Source organism: Pseudomonas sp. TCU-HL1 (assembly GCF_001708505.1).
Classification (GTDB): Bacteria; Pseudomonadota; Gammaproteobacteria; order Pseudomonadales; family Pseudomonadaceae; genus Metapseudomonas.
The window spans coordinates 1,159,152-1,173,880 of sequence record NZ_CP015992.1; the positions used below are offsets into that span (position 1 = coordinate 1,159,152).

Consider the following 14,729-nt stretch of genomic DNA (forward strand, 5'->3'; position numbering starts at 1 on the left):
GCCCCCCGGAAGGATCAACGCAAGCCGCGCTTGGCTTCGTCCAGGTCGCGGATGTATTTGAACACCTTGCGCGCGGCGGCCGGCGGTTTGTTGTGGGCTGCTTCGTGCTGGGCATGACGGATCAGGCCGCGCAGGTGCTGGCGGTCGGTATCCGGGTAGTCGGCGACAAAGCTTTCCAGGGCGGCATCGCCGCCCTCGATCAGGCGGTCGCGCCAACGCTCCAGGGCGTGGAAGCGCTCGTTGTACTCGCGGGTGGAGCTGTCGAGCTGGTCGATCAGGCCGACGATGGCCTCGATGTCCTGTTCGCGCATGAGCTTGCCGATGTACTGGATATGCCGTTTGCGGGCAACGTGAGCCTTGTGCTTCGGCGCTTCCGCCAGAGCCTTTTGCAGTGCGTCGGTCAGCGGCAGCTTGGCCAGCACGTCGGCCTTGAAGGTGGTCAGGCGCTCACCGAGCTCCTGCAGGGCATGCAGCTCGCGCTTGACCTGGGTTTTGCTCTTCTCTCCGGAGAAGTCATCGTCGAGGAATTCAGACATGGGGGTGGTCCAGTTGGAAACGCCGCCATGATAACCAGTCGGGGCCGCCTTGTCCGTCCCGGCTGGCGCCGCCGGAGCGCGGTACGTGTGGCGAGGCGCCCCATTGCGCCCGCTGCGTCCAAGATTTTTTGAACTGGAGTGGCTATGAGTGAAGTAGAAGTGGTCGGCCCGGAAGCATTGCCGGAACTGCAGGCGCGGGTCGAGCGCATCCTCGCCGAGGCCCGGCGCCAGGGCGCCAGCGGCTGCGAGGTGGCTGTTTCAGTAGAGCAGGGACTGTCCACCACGGTTCGCCACGGCGAAGTGGAGACTGTCGAGTTCAACCGTGACCAGGGTTTCGGCATCACGCTGTATGTCGGACAGCGCAAGGGCTCGGCCAGTACCTCGGCGAGCGGTGAAGACGCGATCCGCGAGACCGTGGCCGCGGCCCTGGCCATCGCCAAGCATGCGTCCGAAGACGAATGTGCCGGTCTGGCCGATGCGGCACTGATGGCCCGTGACCTGCCCGAACTCGATCTCTTCCATCCCTGGTCCATCACGCCGGAACAGGCGGTGGAGCAGGCGCTTATCTGCGAGACGGCCGCGTTCGAGACCGACAAGCGCGTCAGCAAGGCGGACGGCACGACCCTCAACACCCATCAGGGTTGCCGGGTCTATGGCAACAGCCATGGTTTCGTCGGTGGCTACGCCAGCACCCGGCACAGCCTGAGTTGCGTGATGATCGCCGAGGCCCAGGGGCAAATGCAGCGCGACTACTGGTACGACGTCAGTCGTATCGGCAGCCAGCTGGCTGATCCCGCCAGCATCGGCCGGCGCGCGGCCGAGCGCACCGCTGCCCGACTGGGCGCCCGTCCGGTGCCGACGTGTGAGGTACCAGTGTTGTTCGCCGCTGAACTGGCCACCGGCCTGTTCGGCAGCTTCCTCGGCGCGATTTCCGGCGGCAACCTGTACCGCAAGTCTTCCTTCCTCGAAGGCGCCCTCGGCGAGCGGCTGTTCCCCGAGTGGCTGTCCATCGACGAGCGCCCGCACATCCCCCGTGCGATGGCCAGTGCCACCTTCGACAACGATGGCCTGGCCACCTATGCCAAGCCCTTCGTGGAGAAGGGTGAACTGGTGTCCTATGTCCTTGGCACTTACTCCGGCCGCAAGCTGGGCCTACCCAGCACGGCCAACGCGGGGGGGGTGCACAACCTCTTCGTCAGCCATGGCCAGGAAGACCTGACGGCGCTGCTGCGCCGTATGGGACGAGGCCTGCTGGTCACTGAACTGATGGGGCACGGGCTGAATATGGTCACCGGTGATTATTCCCGTGGTGCCGCCGGCTATTGGGTGGAAAACGGCGAAATCCAGTTCCCCGTGCAGGAGGTCACCATTGCCGGGAACATGAAGGACATGTTCCGCCAGATCGTGGCAGTTGGCGGCGATCTGGAGCTGCGCGGAAACATCCGTACCGGCTCGGTACTGATCGAGCGGATGACGGTCGCGGGAAGCTGAAGGCTGCCTGGCCCCGAAATGAAAAACGCGCCCGATTGGGCGCGTTTTCACTGGGGCACGGCGGAGGTCATTCGCCTTCGTCGAATTTGTTGTTGATCAGCTCGATCAGGGCGTTGAGAGCATCATCGTCCTGTTCGCCTTCGGTGTGCAGGTGGATCGGAGTGCCTTTGCCGGCGGCGAGCATCATCACGGCCATGATGCTCTTGCCATCCACAAGACTCTGCAGGTTGCGGCCCACGCGGATCTGGCAGGGGTAGCGACCGGCCACACCGACGAACTTCGCCGCAGCACGGGCATGCAGGCCGAGCTTGTTGATGATGGTGATCTCGCAGGCTGGCATCGCGTTTTCAATCCTTCTAACTGAGGTCGCGGTGGCGAACCTGGACATTCTTCAAACTGGGTTTCAGGGTCGAGCCGAGACGTTCGGCGATGTACACCGAGCGGTGGTGCCCACCGGTACAGCCGATGGCGATGGTGACATAGGCGCGGTTGCTGGCGGCGAAGCGCGGTAGCCATTTGCTCAGGTAGCCGAGGATATCCTGATACATCTCCTCGACATCCGGCTGGGCGGCGAGGTACTCGGCGACGGCCGGTTCCAGCCCTGAGTGTTCGCGCAGCTCAGGTTTCCAGTAAGGGTTGGGCAGGCAGCGCACGTCGAATACCAGGTCGGCATCCACAGGCATACCGCGCTTGAAGCCGAACGACTCTATCAGGAACGCCGTACCGGGCTCTGGCTGGTTCAGCAGGCGCAACTTGATGCTGTCGCGCAGTTGATAGAGGTTGAGATGCGTCGTGTCGATCTTCAGGTCGGCGAGATCGGCGATAGGGGCCAGCAGGACCTCTTCGTCGCGAATGGCCTCGGCGAGGGAGCGATTGTCATTGGTCAGCGGGTGGCGCCGACGCGTTTCGGAGAATCGCTTGAGCAGGGTGTCGTGCTCGGCATCGAGGTACAGCACATCGCACTTGATATGGCGATTGCGCGCTTCCACGAGGAGTTCGGGAAAGCGCTGTAGCTGGCTGGGCAGGTTGCGCGCGTCGATGGAGACGGCAACCTTGGGCTCTATCAGTTCGGTGTGCAGCAAGGCCTTCTCGGCCAGCTCGGGAAGCAGGCCGGCCGGCAGGTTGTCGATGCAGTAGAAACCGTGGTCCTCGAGTACGTCGAGGGCGGTGCTCTTGCCCGACCCGGAGCGGCCGCTGACGATGATCAGGCGCATGCAGGAGCCCTAGCGTCCGCTCTGCACGTCCACGACCACCTGGTAGAGGCTGGTGCTGTCGGGAGCCTGGCGCAGTCGCTCGCGCACATCGCTGCGGTCGAGCATGCTGGCGATCTGGCGGAGCAGTTCAAGGTGCTCATCGGTGGCGGCTTCCGGGACCAGGAGGACGAACAGGAGGTCAACCGGGGCGCCGTCGATGGCGTCGAAATCGACGGGGGCGTCGAGCCGGAGCACTGCGCTGATGGGCGAAGTGCAGCCGGTGAGGCGACAGTGGGGGATGGCGATGCCATTGCCGAAGCCGGTAGAGCCGAGCTTCTCCCGCGATACCAGGCTTTCGAAGATGTCCTGGTTGTCGAGGTCGGGAAGGTCACGGGCGACCAGCTTGGCGATCTGTTCCAGAACGCGTTTCTTGCTGCCTCCCGGCACGTTCACCAGGGAACGGCCGGGGGTCAGGATTTGCTCGAGTCGAATCATAGGGAGGGGAAGAGTGTCAGCGGGCCGTGGCGCCCTGCTGGCGATTCAACTGCTTTTCCTTGTGTTTGATCAGTTGGCGGTCGAGTTTGTCAGTGAGCAGGTCGATGGCGGCGTACATGTCTTCATGTTCCGCATTGGCCACGACCTCCCCGCCGGCGATGTGCAAGGTGGCTTCGATTTTCTGCTTCAGCTTCTCGACCTCCATGATGACTTGCACATTGGTGATCTTGTCGAAGTGGCGCTCCAGTCGGCCAAGTTTCTCGCCGACATAATCGCGCAGGGCGTCGGTCACATCCAGTTGATGTCCACTGATGTTGACTTGCATACCGCTTTCTCCTTATTGCCCGTGTATATAGAGACAGGCTAACGGGCCTGCCACCGGAACACTTTGGCGTGGGTCAATTTCCGCGTCACATCAGTCGCTTTCGTTCGCTGGAAGGGGCTATCCCCAGGGACTCGCGATACTTGGCTACTGTACGACGGGCCACTTGAATGCCCTGTGCTTCCAGTAAACCAGCGATCTTGCTGTCGCTCAACGGCTTTTTCGGATTTTCCGCTGCGACCAGTTTCTTGAGGATGGCGCGGATCGCGGTAGACGAGCATTCGCCGCCTTCCGAGGTACTGACGTGGCTGGAGAAGAAGTACTTCAGCTCGTAGATTCCACGGGGCGTGTGCATGTATTTCTGCGTGGTCACGCGCGAGATGGTGGACTCGTGCATGCCAACGGCTTCGGCGATGTCGTGCAACACCAGGGGCTTCATCGCCTCTTCGCCGTATTCCAGGAAGCCGCGCTGGTGCTCGACGATCTGGGTGGCGACTTTCATCAGCGTTTCGTTGCGGCTTTGCAGGCTCTTGATGAACCAGCGCGCTTCCTGCAACTGATTGCGCATGAAGGTGTTGTCGGCGCTGGAGTCTGCGCGACGGACGAAGCCGGCATAGTGCGGGTTGACCCGCAGGCGCGGCACCGCTTCCTGGTTCAGTTCGACGAGCCAGCGTTCGTTGTGCTTGCGGACGATGACGTCCGGAACCACGTACTCGGGCTCACTGGCTTCGATCTGCGATCCGGGGCGCGGGTTGAGGGCCTGGATCAGTTCGATGATCTGACGCAGTTCGTCTTCCTTGACCTTCATGCGCCGCATCAGTTGGCTGTAATCGCGGCTGCCGAGCAGGTCCAGGTAGTCGCCGGCCAGGCGCAGGGCTTCGCTCAACCAGGGCGTACTCGGGGGCAATTGGCGCAGCTGCAGGATTAGGCATTCGCGCAGGTCGCGGGCTCCGATGCCGGCGGGCTCGAACTGCTGGATGCGGTGCAGCACGACTTCGATTTCATCCAGCTCGATGCCAAGTTCCGGATCGAAGGCGTCGGCGACTTCGGTCAGGGACTCTTCGAGGTAGCCGTCGTTGTTGATGCAGTCGATGAGGGTGACCGCGATCAGGCGGTCGGTATCGGACATGGGTGCCAGGTTGAGCTGCCAGAGCAGGTGGCTCTGCAGGCTCTCGCCGACCGAAGTGCGCGAGGTGAAGTCCCACTCGTCATCGTCGTTGCTCGGCAGACTGCTGGCGCTGGTCTGGTAGACGTCTTCCCAGGCGGTATCGACAGGGAGCTCGCTGGGGATGCGTTCGTGCCATTCGCCATCTTCCATGGCCTCGGCATTGGACTCGACGCTGGACTCCTGGAAGCTCACTTCCTGGCTGCCGGGGTTGGGCAGTTGGTCGCCTTCGGCCATCGGGTCGGAGGTGTCGAAGTCGTCGCCATCCTCCTGCCGCTCCAGCATAGGGTTCGACTCCAGCGCTTCCTGGATTTCCTGCTGGAGGTCCAGGGTGGAGAGTTGGAGTAGGCGGATGGCCTGTTGCAGCTGCGGGGTCATCGTCAGCTGCTGGCCCATCTTGAGGACTAGCGATGGTTTCATGGCAGAGGGCTTAGCACCTTATTCGCCGGCGCTCACGCGCCATCCACTACAGGGCGCCGGAAGCGCCACCAGGAAGCAAATTATATGCCTGACCTTGAAGGATTTTCCTAGGTCCCGCAACCCGTCTCGTAGGCGAAAGCGCGGGTGACTACAGGCGGAACTCGTGGCCCAGGTAGACTTCCTTCACCAATTGGTTGGCCAGGATGGCTTCGGCATCGCCTTCGGCGATCAGTTGTCCGTCACTGACAATGTAGGCGGTTTCGCAGATGTCGAGGGTCTCGCGGACGTTGTGGTCGGTGATGAGCACACCGATTCCCTTGGCCTTGAGGTGGTGGATGATCTGTTTGATGTCGCCGACGGAAATCGGGTCCACACCCGCGAAGGGTTCGTCCAGCAGGATGAATTTGGGCGCGGTGGCCAGGGCGCGGGCAATCTCCACGCGGCGGCGTTCACCGCCCGAGAGGCTCATGCCGAGGCTGTCGCGAATGTGGCTGATGTGGAACTCCTGCAGCAGGCTTTCCAGCTCCTTGCGGCGTTCGGCCCGGTCGAGGTCCTTGCGGGTCTCGAGGATGGCCATGATGTTGTCCGCCACGCTGAGCTTGCGGAAGATCGAAGCTTCCTGCGGCAAGTAGCCGATGCCGGCGCGGGCACGGCCGTGCATGGGCTGGTGGGTGACATCCTGCTGGTCGATCAGGACGCGGCCCTGGTCGGCCTTGACCAGGCCGACGATCATGTAGAAGCAGGTGGTCTTGCCCGCGCCGTTGGGGCCGAGAAGGCCGACGATCTGACCGCTGTCGATCGACAGGCTGACGTCGCGTACCACCTGGCGGCTCTTGTAGCTCTTGGCCAGGTGCTGGGCTTTGAGAGTCGCCATTACTGTGCTTTCTGCTCTTTCTTCTTCGGCTGGATGACCATGTCGATCCGCGGACGCGGAGTGCTGACATTGGCGCCGGTGGCGCGGCCTGCATTAACGATCTGGCGCTGGGTGTCGTAGACGATCTTCTCGCCTTCGAAGGTATTGCCTTCCTGGATCACCTTGGCTTGGTCGAGCAGGATGATGCGCTCGTTGGCGGCGAAGTACTGGATGGTCAGGCCATAGGCCTTGACGATTTCCTTGTCTTCCGCGGGCTTCTGCTCGTAGTACGCAGGCTTGCCGACCGAGGTGAAGACCTCGACATCGCCGTTTGCATCCTGGGTGATGGTGACGGTGTCGCCAGTGATTTTCAGGGTGCCCTGGGTGATCACCACGCTGCCGCGATAGACCGCGACGCCCTGTTTGTCATCGAGCTCGGCGCTGTCGGCCTGGACGCGGATCGGTTGCTCGCGGTCCGTGGGCAGCGCCCAGGCGGCAGCACTTCCGAGTGCGGTGCCCAGGCTGAGCAACAGGGGGAGGGTATTAACGAACCTCATGCTGGCCTCTTACGTTGGACAGCAGGAGCATCCTGCCGTCATTCAAGTACGCTTTCATTCCTTGTGCCGTGGTCACCCCATTGGCCGCGTCGATTCTAACGGCTTGCTGAGTCTGCGCATATTCCTCATCGGGAAACACGGTCAGGCGGCTGGTAGTCAGGATAGTCGGACGGCCCTTGGCATCAGTGCGGGCAACCTTGACCTTATCGATCAATTCGACCTGCTTGCCTTCGGGGCCGACTTCGCCACGCTCGCTCTGCACGTGCCACGGGTAAGCCGTGCCGCGGTGCAGCAGCAGATCAGGGCTGGTCAGCAATGTGACATCGGTGGCCTTGATGTGTTCGAGGCGCTTGGCGGTCATTTCGTAATGGAGCTTGCCGTCGGGCTGGAACTGGGTGCTCTTGCCATTTTCCACGTAGAAGTCGATGGCATTGTCATTGCCCAGGGCAGGCGTCCGGTCCATGAAACTTTCCGGGCGGATATTCCAGTAGCCAAGGGCGATCAGCAGCGCCGCGATGGGTGTCAGGATCAGTGCCAGGCGAAGATACTTGGGCATGTTCTGACCTCAGAGATAAGTGGCTTGCGCCGCTTCCAGGCAGCCCTGGGCACGCAGGATGAACTCGCAGAACTCGCGCGCCGCCCCCTCGCCGCCGCGGGCCTGGGTGACGCCATGGGCATGCTGGCGGACGAAAGCATCGGCATTGGCCACGGCCATGCCGAGGCCGACGCGACGGATCACCGGCAGGTCGGGCAGGTCGTCGCCGAGATAGGCCACCTGGTCATGGGTCAGGCCAAGCTCGGAGAGCAGGCCATCGAGCACGACCAGTTTGTCTTCGCGGCCCTGGAACAGGTGCTGGATGCCCAGGTTCTGCGCGCGGCGCTCGACCACTTCGGATTGGCGGCCGCTGATAATGGCGGTACGTACGCCGGCGTTCATCAGCATCTTGATGCCCTGGCCGTCGAGGGTGTTGAAGGTCTTGAATTCACCGCCGCCAGGCAGGAAATAGAGGCGGCCGTCGGTCAGCACGCCGTCGACGTCGAACACGGCCAGGCGAACGGCCTTGGCGCGGGCAAGGAGTTCGTTACTCATCAGATCACTCCGGCGCGGGTCATGTCGTGGATGTGCAGGGCGCCGATGGGGCGGTCGTCTTCGTCGACCACCACCAGCACGTTGATCTTGTGGTCGTCCATGATCTTCAGGGCTTCAGCGGCGAGCATGTCCGGGCGCACGGTCTTGCCGTGGACGGTCATGACGTCGTCGATGCTGGCCAGGCGGAAATCGACAGCCTTGTCCAGGGTGCGGCGCAGATCGCCGTCGGTGAAGATGCCAGCGAGGCGGCCATCGCTCTCGATTACAGCGGTCATGCCGAGGCCCTTGCGGGTCATTTCCAGCAACGCTTCGCGCAGGGGGGTACCACGGGTGACGCTGGGCAGGCTGTTGCCGCCATGCATGATGTTCTCGACCTTGAGCAGCAGGCGTCGACCCAGCGCGCCGCCCGGATGGGAGAAGGCGAAGTCTTCAGCGGTGAAACCGCGGGCCTCCAGCAGGGCAATGGCCAGGGCGTCGCCCAGTACCAGGGCGGCGGTGGTGGACGAGGTGGGGGCGAGGTTGAGGGGGCAGGCTTCCTGGGCCACGCGGGCGTCCAGATTGGCGGCTGCGGCCTTGGCCAGGGGCGAGTCCGGGTTGCCGGTGAGGCTGACCAGGGTGATCCCGAGGCGCTTGATCAAGGGCAGCAGGGTGACGATCTCGGCGGTCGAGCCGGAGTTGGACAGTGCCAGCACCACGTCTTCGCGAGTGATCATGCCCATGTCGCCATGACTGGCTTCGGCCGGATGGACGAAGAAGGACGGGGTGCCGGTGCTGGCCAGGGTCGCGGCAATCTTCTTGCCGACGTGGCCTGATTTGCCCATTCCCACCACGACAACGCGCCCCTTGCAGGCCAGGATGAGCTCGCAGGCGCGGACGAAATCGGCGTCGATACGCAGCAGAAGGTCGTCGATCGCCTCGCGTTCGAGCTGGATAGTGCGTTGTGCGGACTTGATCAGATCGCTGGATTGGCTCATGGAGGGCGTGCAGTTGCCGAAGGAAAAGGTCGGGATTATAGCGATAAAGGCGATTTAGCTCACGCGTCATTGCCGTGGAAGCTGTCGCAAAGCTGAACAACCGCTGGCGCGGCCTTGGGGGGCGCCACTGCGCGGTGATATAGTTCGCGCCCTGTTCGGCCCGTCCTGGGCGGGGTGTCCTTGAATCGGGGCGCGACGTCTTTCAGGGAGGCTGTATCGCAAGGAGTCTAGATGAGCGCCGAAAACGCCTATGCCGTCGAATTGAAGAGCGTCACCTTCAAGCGCGGTACGCGAAGCATTTTCCAGGATGTCGATATCCGTATTCCGCGCGGCAAGGTCACTGGCATCATGGGGCCTTCCGGCTGCGGCAAGACTACATTGCTGCGCCTGATCGCCGCCCAGCTCAAGCCTTCGAGTGGCGAAGTCTGGGTCAACGGTCAGAACCTGCCGAAGCTGTCCAGGGCCGACCTGTTCGACATGCGCAAGCAGTTCGGCGTGTTGTTCCAGAGCGGCGCCCTGTTCACTGACCTCGATGTCTTCGAGAACGTCGCCTTTCCACTGCGGGTTCATACCCAGTTGCCCGAGGAGATGATCCGGGACATCGTCCTGATGAAGCTCCAGGCCGTCGGCCTGCGTGGCGCCATCGACCTGATGCCTGACGAGCTCTCCGGCGGCATGAAGCGCCGTGTGGCCTTGGCCCGGGCCATCGCCCTCGATCCGCAGATTCTGATGTATGACGAACCGTTCGTCGGCCAGGACCCCATCGCCATGGGTGTGCTGGTGCGCCTGATCCGCCTGCTCAACGATGCGCTGGGCATCACCAGCATCGTGGTCTCTCACGACCTGGCGGAAACCGCGAGCATTGCCGACTACATCTATGTAGTGGGTGATGCCCAGATACTGGGGCAGGGGACCCCGGACGAGCTGATGAATTCCGATAACCCGCGTATCCGCCAGTTCATGAAAGGCATCCCGGACGGTCCGGTGCCCTTCCATTTCCCGGCGCCGGATTACCGCCAAGACCTGCTGGGGGAGCGCTGATGCGCAAGAAGTCTTTGCTCGAGCGCATCCGCCTGCTCGGGCGTTCCGGTCTGGACGTGCTGGAGGCGCTGGGGCGCTCCACCCTGTTCCTGGGGCATGCGCTGTTCGGCCGTACTGGCGTGGGCAATGGTTTCCAATTGCTGCTCAAGCAGCTTTATGCCGTTGGTGTGTTGTCGCTGGCGATCATCGTGGTTTCCGGCGTTTTCATCGGCATGGTGCTGGCGCTGCAGGGCTATAACATCCTGGTCGACTATGGATCCGAGCAGGCGGTGGGCCAAATGGTCGCCCTGACCTTGTTGCGCGAACTCGGCCCCGTGGTGACCGGCCTGCTTTTCGCTGGTCGTGCGGGCTCCGCGCTGACAGCCGAGATCGGCAATATGAAGTCCACCGAGCAACTCTCCAGCCTGGAGATGATCGGGGTTGATCCGCTCAAATACATCATCGCGCCGCGTCTTTGGGCGGGCTTCATCTCGATGCCGCTGTTGGCGATGATCTTCAGCGTGGTAGGCATCTGGGGCGGCGCCATGGTGGCCGTGGATTGGCTGGGAGTCTATGAGGGCTCCTTCTGGTCCAACATGCAGAACAGTGTTGAATTCACCGAGGATGTGCTCAACGGCGTGATCAAAAGCGTCGTATTCGCCTTCGTGGTGACCTGGATCGCCGTGTTCCAGGGCTATGACTGCGAGCCGACCTCAGAGGGGATCAGCCGCGCAACGACTAAAACCGTGGTCTACGCCTCGCTGGCCGTGCTGGGGCTGGACTTCATCCTGACCGCCTTGATGTTTGGAGATTTCTGATGCAAATCCGCACCTTGGAAATTGGTGTCGGCCTGTTCCTCCTGGCCGGTCTGTTGGCCTTGCTGCTTCTGGCACTGCGGGTCAGCGGCCTGTCCTATGGCGTCAGTGACGATACCTACAAGCTTTACGCGCATTTCGACAATATTGCCGGTTTGACTGTCAGAGCAAAGGTGACTATGGCCGGCGTCACCATTGGCAAGGTCACGGCTATCGACCTGGATCGCGACAGCTATACGGGCCGCGTCACGATGGAAGTCGAGAAGCGCGTGGACAACCTGCCTACGGACTCCACGGCTTCCATCCTCACGGCTGGTCTGCTGGGCGAGAAGTACGTCGGCATCAGCGTTGGTGGCGACGAGGATTTGCTCAAGGATGGCGGCACCATCCGTGACACACAGTCGGCCCTGGTGCTGGAAGACCTGATCGGCAAGTTCCTGCTGAATACGGTCAACAAAGAGACGAAATGAGGATTAGAAGCATGATCAAAGCCCTGCGAAACGGCCTGCTGGTGTTGCTGGCGGCCCTGCCCCTGCTGGCCACGGCCGCGCCGAGCGCGCGCGATGTGGTGCAGCAAACCACTGACCAGCTGCTGGCCGATCTCAAGGCCAACAAGCAGCAATATCGTAGCGACCCGAATGCTTTTTATGACGCCCTGAACGGCATTCTCGGTCCGGTCGTGGATACCGACGGGATTTCCCGCAGCATCATGACCGTGAAGTATTCGCGTAACGCCACTCCCGAGCAGATGGTCCGCTTCCAGGAGAACTTCAAGCGCAGCCTGATCCAGTTCTACGGCAACGCCCTGCTGGAGTACGACAACCAGAACATCCGCGTGTTGAACGCCAAGGAAGGTGACGATGGGCGAGCCAGCGTCAACATGGAACTCACTGGGCGCAGTGGCTCCATCTACCCGGTGTCTTACACCATGGTGAACATCAATGGGCAATGGATGCTGCGCAATGTGATCATCAACGGCATCAACATCGGCAAGCTGTTCCGCGACCAGTTCGCCGACACCATGCAGCGCAATGGCAATGACCTCGACAAGACCATCAACGGTTGGGCCGAAGTGGTCGCCAAGGCCAAGCTGTCCGACGAAGCCAAGCAGGCGGGCGGCCAATGAGTGATGCTCGTATCGAACAGGCCGCTCCGGGCGAGCTGCGCCTGGTCGGCGTGCTCGACTACAGCACCGGGCCGCAGTTGCGTGAGGTCGGCAGGCAGTTGATCCGCGCGAGCAATGGTGCGGGTCTGGTACTGGATTGCTCCGCCGTTGGGAAAACCAGCAGCGTTGGCCTGGCCTTGCTGCTGGCGTTCATGCGCGATGCTCAGGCTGCGGGCAAGGTGGTCAAGGTGCGTGGGCTGACCACAGACATGCGACAGATCGCCGATGTATCCGGATTGACCGAGCTACTGCCCCTGGAGGCCTGAGCCGGTCCAGCGGCCCTCCGTCAGGCCCCGCACAAGCGGGGTTCGCAGGCGGAGGGCTTTTTTGTATCATGGCCGACCCGCGCGCGTTGGGCGCCGATTGAGGTTGAGCATGCAGGCCGTAGAAGTGAAAAGCCTCCTGGAGGCGAAACTGCCAGGTACCCAGGTGGAAGTTGAAGGGGAAGGCTGCAACTTCCAGTTGAACCTGATCAGCGACGAGCTGGCCGGCCTCAGTCCGGTGAAGCGTCAGCAGCAGGTATACGCCCACCTGAATGCCTGGATCGCTGATGGCAGCATCCACGCCGTCACCATGAAATTCTTCAGCCAGGCCGCCTGGGCCGAGCGTTCCTGAGCCCCGCTTCCGAGAGAGCTATGGACAAACTGATTATTACCGGCGGTCAACGCCTCGATGGCGAAATCCGCATTTCCGGCGCCAAGAACTCTGCGCTGCCGATCCTGGCTGCGACCTTGCTCGCCGACACTCCGGTCACAGTGGCCAACCTGCCGCACCTGCACGACATCACCACCATGATCGAACTCTTCGGTCGCATGGGCGTGCAGCCGGTGATCGACGAGAAGCTGGCCGTAGAAGTGGACGCCAGCAGCATCAAGACCCTGGTGGCCCCCTACGAGTTGGTCAAGACCATGCGTGCCTCCATCCTGGTGCTTGGCCCGATGGTGGCGCGCTTCGGTGAAGCCGAAGTGGCCCTGCCTGGCGGTTGCGCCATTGGTTCGCGCCCGGTCGACCTGCACATCCGTGGCCTCGAGGCCATGGGTGCGAAGATCGATGTAGAGGGTGGTTACATCAAGGCCAAGGCTCCGGCCGGCGGCCTGCGCGGTGCCCATTTCTTCTTCGATACCGTCAGCGTGACCGGCACTGAAAACATCATGATGGCTGCTGCGCTGGCCAACGGTCGTAGCGTGCTGCAGAACGCTGCACGTGAGCCGGAAGTGGTCGATCTGGCCAACTGCCTGATCGCCATGGGCGCGCAGATCCAGGGTGCCGGCACCGACACCATCACCATCGATGGCGTGAAGCGTCTCGGTGGCGCCCGCTACAACGTGATGCCCGACCGTATCGAAACCGGTACCTACCTGGTGGCTGCTGCCGCCACTGGTGGCCGCGTCAAGCTCAAGGACACTGATCCGACCATCCTCGAAGCCGTGCTGCAGAAGCTGGAAGAGGCAGGTGCCCACATCAATACCGGTAACAACTGGATCGAGCTGGACATGAAGGGCAATCGCCCGAAAGCGGTCAACTTGCGCACCGCGCCGTACCCGGCATTCCCCACCGATATGCAGGCCCAGTTCATCTCCATGAACGCCGTGGCCGAAGGCACTGGTGCGGTGATCGAGACCGTGTTCGAAAACCGTTTCATGCACGTCTACGAAATGAACCGCATGGGCGCTCAGATCCTGGTGGAAGGCAACACGGCCATCGTCACCGGCGTACCGAAGCTCAAGGGCGCGCCAGTCATGGCGACCGACCTGCGGGCCTCTGCGAGCCTGGTGATCGCTGGCCTGGTGGCCGAAGGCGACACCCTGATCGACCGCATCTACCACATCGACCGTGGTTACGAGTGCATCGAAGAAAAACTGCAGTTACTCGGCGCCAAGATCCGTCGCGTGCCGGGCTAGGTCGCCTTACCGGCCGGCCCGCCCCCGGGCCGGCATGGATCGACCGTGCAACAGGCCCTGAAGGGGCCGTAGCCAAGGAATAACAGTTTCATGCTCACCATCGCGCTGTCCAAGGGCCGAATTCTTGATGACACCCTGCCGTTGCTCGCTGAAGCCGGTATCGTGCCTACCGAGAATCCGGACAAGAGCCGCAAGCTGATCATCCCCACCACCCAGGAGGATGTGCGTCTTCTCATCGTGCGTGCTACCGACGTGCCGACTTATGTCGAGCATGGCGCGGCCGACCTCGGCGTTGCCGGCAAGGACGTGCTGATGGAGTACGGTGGCCAGGGCCTGTATGAGCCTCTGGACCTGAGAATTGCCTGCTGCAAGCTGATGACCGCCGGGGCGATTGGCGTGCCGGAGCCCAAGGGGCGCCTGCGTGTGGCGACCAAATTCGTCAACGTCGCCAAGCGCTACTACGCCGAGCAGGGTCGCCAGGTCGACGTGATCAAGCTCTACGGTTCCATGGAGCTCGCGCCGCTGGTTGGCCTGGCCGACAAGATCATCGACGTCGTCGACACGGGCAATACTCTGCGTGCCAATGGCCTGGAACCCCAGGAACTGATCGCGACCATCAGCTCGCGTCTGATCGTCAACAAGGCATCGATGAAAATGCAGCACGCGCGCATCCAGGCGCTGATCGAAGTGCTGCGCAACGCCGTCGAGTCTCGACACCCAAGCTGACACCTG

The 14,729-nt window shown here is 62.3% G+C and carries 20 protein-coding genes; 9 read left to right on the plus strand and 11 right to left on the minus strand.

Annotation, left to right across the window (positions count from 1 at the left end; translation table 11 throughout):
* Positions 1 to 14 precede the first annotated feature (14 nt).
* Positions 15 to 536, minus strand: coding sequence for a ribosome biogenesis factor YjgA (yjgA, locus tag THL1_RS05335; RefSeq protein ID WP_069082288.1), 522 nt, complete (start codon positions 534 to 536; stop codon positions 15 to 17).
* Between the two features lie 144 nt (positions 537 to 680).
* Between yjgA and pmbA the strand changes: the two genes are divergently transcribed.
* Entirely contained in the window at positions 681 to 2,027 is a 1,347-nt protein-coding gene (gene pmbA / locus THL1_RS05340; protein WP_069082289.1) for a metalloprotease PmbA, read from the plus strand.
* A 67-nt stretch (positions 2,028 to 2,094) separates the two neighbouring features.
* Here pmbA and THL1_RS05345 read toward each other — a convergent pair whose 3' ends face one another.
* The 10 genes from THL1_RS05345 to THL1_RS05390 form a co-directional block, all read right to left on the minus strand.
* The gene (locus THL1_RS05345) at positions 2,095 to 2,367 is read right to left on the minus strand and encodes an HPr family phosphocarrier protein (RefSeq protein WP_069082290.1); all 273 of its coding nucleotides are present in this window, start codon (positions 2,365 to 2,367) and stop codon (positions 2,095 to 2,097) included.
* A 16-nt stretch (positions 2,368 to 2,383) separates the two neighbouring features.
* The gene (gene rapZ / locus THL1_RS05350; RefSeq protein ID WP_069082291.1) at positions 2,384 to 3,241 is read right to left on the minus strand and encodes an RNase adapter RapZ; all 858 of its coding nucleotides are present in this window, start codon (positions 3,239 to 3,241) and stop codon (positions 2,384 to 2,386) included.
* Positions 3,242 to 3,250: 9 nt separating this feature from the next.
* Positions 3,251 to 3,715, minus strand: coding sequence for a PTS IIA-like nitrogen regulatory protein PtsN (ptsN, locus tag THL1_RS05355; RefSeq protein ID WP_069082292.1), 465 nt, complete (start codon positions 3,713 to 3,715; stop codon positions 3,251 to 3,253).
* 16 nt (positions 3,716 to 3,731) lie between these two features.
* Positions 3,732 to 4,040: a ribosome hibernation-promoting factor, HPF/YfiA family gene (hpf, locus tag THL1_RS05360; RefSeq protein WP_028628496.1), complete on the minus strand. Its 309-nt coding sequence runs from the start codon at positions 4,038 to 4,040 to the stop codon at positions 3,732 to 3,734.
* Positions 4,041 to 4,125: 85 nt separating this feature from the next.
* Positions 4,126 to 5,622 (minus strand): RNA polymerase factor sigma-54, encoded by a 1,497-nt coding sequence (locus tag THL1_RS05365; protein WP_069082293.1) that lies wholly within the window; start codon positions 5,620 to 5,622, stop codon positions 4,126 to 4,128.
* Between the two features lie 148 nt (positions 5,623 to 5,770).
* Positions 5,771 to 6,496, minus strand: coding sequence for an LPS export ABC transporter ATP-binding protein (gene lptB, locus THL1_RS05370; RefSeq protein WP_069082294.1), 726 nt, complete (start codon positions 6,494 to 6,496; stop codon positions 5,771 to 5,773).
* Entirely contained in the window at positions 6,496 to 7,032 is a 537-nt protein-coding gene (gene lptA / locus THL1_RS05375) for a lipopolysaccharide transport periplasmic protein LptA (RefSeq protein WP_069082295.1), read from the minus strand. Before lptA ends, lptB begins: the two co-directional genes overlap by 1 nt.
* Positions 7,019 to 7,588, minus strand: a complete 570-nt coding sequence (gene lptC / locus THL1_RS05380) for an LPS export ABC transporter periplasmic protein LptC (protein WP_069082296.1) — start codon at positions 7,586 to 7,588, stop codon at positions 7,019 to 7,021. Before lptC ends, lptA begins: the two co-directional genes overlap by 14 nt.
* A gap of 9 nt (positions 7,589 to 7,597) precedes the next feature.
* Positions 7,598 to 8,122 (minus strand): KdsC family phosphatase, encoded by a 525-nt coding sequence (locus THL1_RS05385; protein ID WP_069082297.1) that lies wholly within the window; start codon positions 8,120 to 8,122, stop codon positions 7,598 to 7,600.
* Positions 8,122 to 9,096, minus strand: coding sequence for a KpsF/GutQ family sugar-phosphate isomerase (locus THL1_RS05390; protein WP_069082298.1), 975 nt, complete (start codon positions 9,094 to 9,096; stop codon positions 8,122 to 8,124). Before THL1_RS05390 ends, THL1_RS05385 begins: the two co-directional genes overlap by 1 nt.
* Positions 9,097 to 9,327: 231 nt before the next feature.
* On the opposite strand from THL1_RS05390, the gene THL1_RS05395 reads away from it, so the two are divergent.
* The 8 genes from THL1_RS05395 (at position 9,328) to hisG (ending at position 14,723) form a co-directional block, all read left to right on the plus strand.
* Positions 9,328 to 10,137 carry an ATP-binding cassette domain-containing protein gene (locus tag THL1_RS05395; protein ID WP_069082299.1) on the plus strand — a complete coding sequence of 270 codons (810 nt, stop codon included), beginning with the start codon at positions 9,328 to 9,330 and terminating at the stop codon, positions 10,135 to 10,137.
* Positions 10,137 to 10,934, plus strand: a complete 798-nt coding sequence (gene mlaE, locus THL1_RS05400) for a lipid asymmetry maintenance ABC transporter permease subunit MlaE (protein ID WP_069082300.1) — start codon at positions 10,137 to 10,139, stop codon at positions 10,932 to 10,934. Before THL1_RS05395 ends, mlaE begins: the two co-directional genes overlap by 1 nt.
* The gene (gene mlaD, locus THL1_RS05405) at positions 10,934 to 11,401 is read left to right on the plus strand and encodes an outer membrane lipid asymmetry maintenance protein MlaD (protein ID WP_069082301.1); all 468 of its coding nucleotides are present in this window, start codon (positions 10,934 to 10,936) and stop codon (positions 11,399 to 11,401) included. Before mlaE ends, mlaD begins: the two co-directional genes overlap by 1 nt.
* Before the next feature lie 11 nt (positions 11,402 to 11,412).
* Complete coding sequence (locus THL1_RS05410) at positions 11,413 to 12,057, plus strand: MlaC/ttg2D family ABC transporter substrate-binding protein (protein WP_069082302.1); 645 nt, start codon at positions 11,413 to 11,415, stop codon at positions 12,055 to 12,057.
* The gene (locus THL1_RS05415) at positions 12,054 to 12,362 is read left to right on the plus strand and encodes an STAS domain-containing protein (protein ID WP_069082303.1); all 309 of its coding nucleotides are present in this window, start codon (positions 12,054 to 12,056) and stop codon (positions 12,360 to 12,362) included. Before THL1_RS05410 ends, THL1_RS05415 begins: the two co-directional genes overlap by 4 nt.
* A 109-nt stretch (positions 12,363 to 12,471) precedes the next feature.
* Positions 12,472 to 12,711: a BolA family protein gene (locus THL1_RS05420; protein WP_016490974.1), complete on the plus strand. Its 240-nt coding sequence runs from the start codon at positions 12,472 to 12,474 to the stop codon at positions 12,709 to 12,711.
* 20 nt (positions 12,712 to 12,731) lie between these two features.
* Positions 12,732 to 13,997, plus strand: coding sequence for a UDP-N-acetylglucosamine 1-carboxyvinyltransferase (gene murA, locus THL1_RS05425; protein ID WP_069082304.1), 1,266 nt, complete (start codon positions 12,732 to 12,734; stop codon positions 13,995 to 13,997).
* Between the two features lie 90 nt (positions 13,998 to 14,087).
* Positions 14,088 to 14,723, plus strand: coding sequence for an ATP phosphoribosyltransferase (gene hisG, locus THL1_RS05430; protein ID WP_069082305.1), 636 nt, complete (start codon positions 14,088 to 14,090; stop codon positions 14,721 to 14,723).
* The last annotated feature ends 6 nt before the right edge of the window (positions 14,724 to 14,729 follow it).

What these genes read in the sequence shown, in the direction of transcription:
- lptA (WP_069082295.1), bottom strand. Translation starts at nt 7,032, where the DNA reads ATGAGGTTCGTTAATACCCTCCCCCTGTTGCTCAGCCTGGGCACCGCA.
- THL1_RS05410 (WP_069082302.1), top strand. Translation starts at nt 11,413, where the DNA reads ATGATCAAAGCCCTGCGAAACGGCCTGCTGGTGTTGCTGGCGGCCCTG.
- rapZ (WP_069082291.1), bottom strand. Translation starts at nt 3,241, where the DNA reads ATGCGCCTGATCATCGTCAGCGGCCGCTCCGGGTCGGGCAAGAGCACC.
- pmbA (WP_069082289.1), top strand. Translation starts at nt 681, where the DNA reads ATGAGTGAAGTAGAAGTGGTCGGCCCGGAAGCATTGCCGGAACTGCAG.
- THL1_RS05415 (WP_069082303.1), top strand. Translation starts at nt 12,054, where the DNA reads ATGAGTGATGCTCGTATCGAACAGGCCGCTCCGGGCGAGCTGCGCCTG.
- ptsN (WP_069082292.1), bottom strand. Translation starts at nt 3,715, where the DNA reads ATGATTCGACTCGAGCAAATCCTGACCCCCGGCCGTTCCCTGGTGAAC.
- THL1_RS05420 (WP_016490974.1), top strand. Translation starts at nt 12,472, where the DNA reads ATGCAGGCCGTAGAAGTGAAAAGCCTCCTGGAGGCGAAACTGCCAGGT.
- yjgA (WP_069082288.1), bottom strand. Translation starts at nt 536, where the DNA reads ATGTCTGAATTCCTCGACGATGACTTCTCCGGAGAGAAGAGCAAAACC.
- THL1_RS05365 (WP_069082293.1), bottom strand. Translation starts at nt 5,622, where the DNA reads ATGAAACCATCGCTAGTCCTCAAGATGGGCCAGCAGCTGACGATGACC.
- THL1_RS05345 (WP_069082290.1), bottom strand. Translation starts at nt 2,367, where the DNA reads ATGCCAGCCTGCGAGATCACCATCATCAACAAGCTCGGCCTGCATGCC.
- THL1_RS05395 (WP_069082299.1), top strand. Translation starts at nt 9,328, where the DNA reads ATGAGCGCCGAAAACGCCTATGCCGTCGAATTGAAGAGCGTCACCTTC.
- hpf (WP_028628496.1), bottom strand. Translation starts at nt 4,040, where the DNA reads ATGCAAGTCAACATCAGTGGACATCAACTGGATGTGACCGACGCCCTG.
- hisG (WP_069082305.1), top strand. Translation starts at nt 14,088, where the DNA reads ATGCTCACCATCGCGCTGTCCAAGGGCCGAATTCTTGATGACACCCTG.
- THL1_RS05385 (WP_069082297.1), bottom strand. Translation starts at nt 8,122, where the DNA reads ATGAGTAACGAACTCCTTGCCCGCGCCAAGGCCGTTCGCCTGGCCGTG.
- lptB (WP_069082294.1), bottom strand. Translation starts at nt 6,496, where the DNA reads ATGGCGACTCTCAAAGCCCAGCACCTGGCCAAGAGCTACAAGAGCCGC.
- mlaE (WP_069082300.1), top strand. Translation starts at nt 10,137, where the DNA reads ATGCGCAAGAAGTCTTTGCTCGAGCGCATCCGCCTGCTCGGGCGTTCC.
- murA (WP_069082304.1), top strand. Translation starts at nt 12,732, where the DNA reads ATGGACAAACTGATTATTACCGGCGGTCAACGCCTCGATGGCGAAATC.
- mlaD (WP_069082301.1), top strand. Translation starts at nt 10,934, where the DNA reads ATGCAAATCCGCACCTTGGAAATTGGTGTCGGCCTGTTCCTCCTGGCC.
- lptC (WP_069082296.1), bottom strand. Translation starts at nt 7,588, where the DNA reads ATGCCCAAGTATCTTCGCCTGGCACTGATCCTGACACCCATCGCGGCG.
- THL1_RS05390 (WP_069082298.1), bottom strand. Translation starts at nt 9,096, where the DNA reads ATGAGCCAATCCAGCGATCTGATCAAGTCCGCACAACGCACTATCCAG.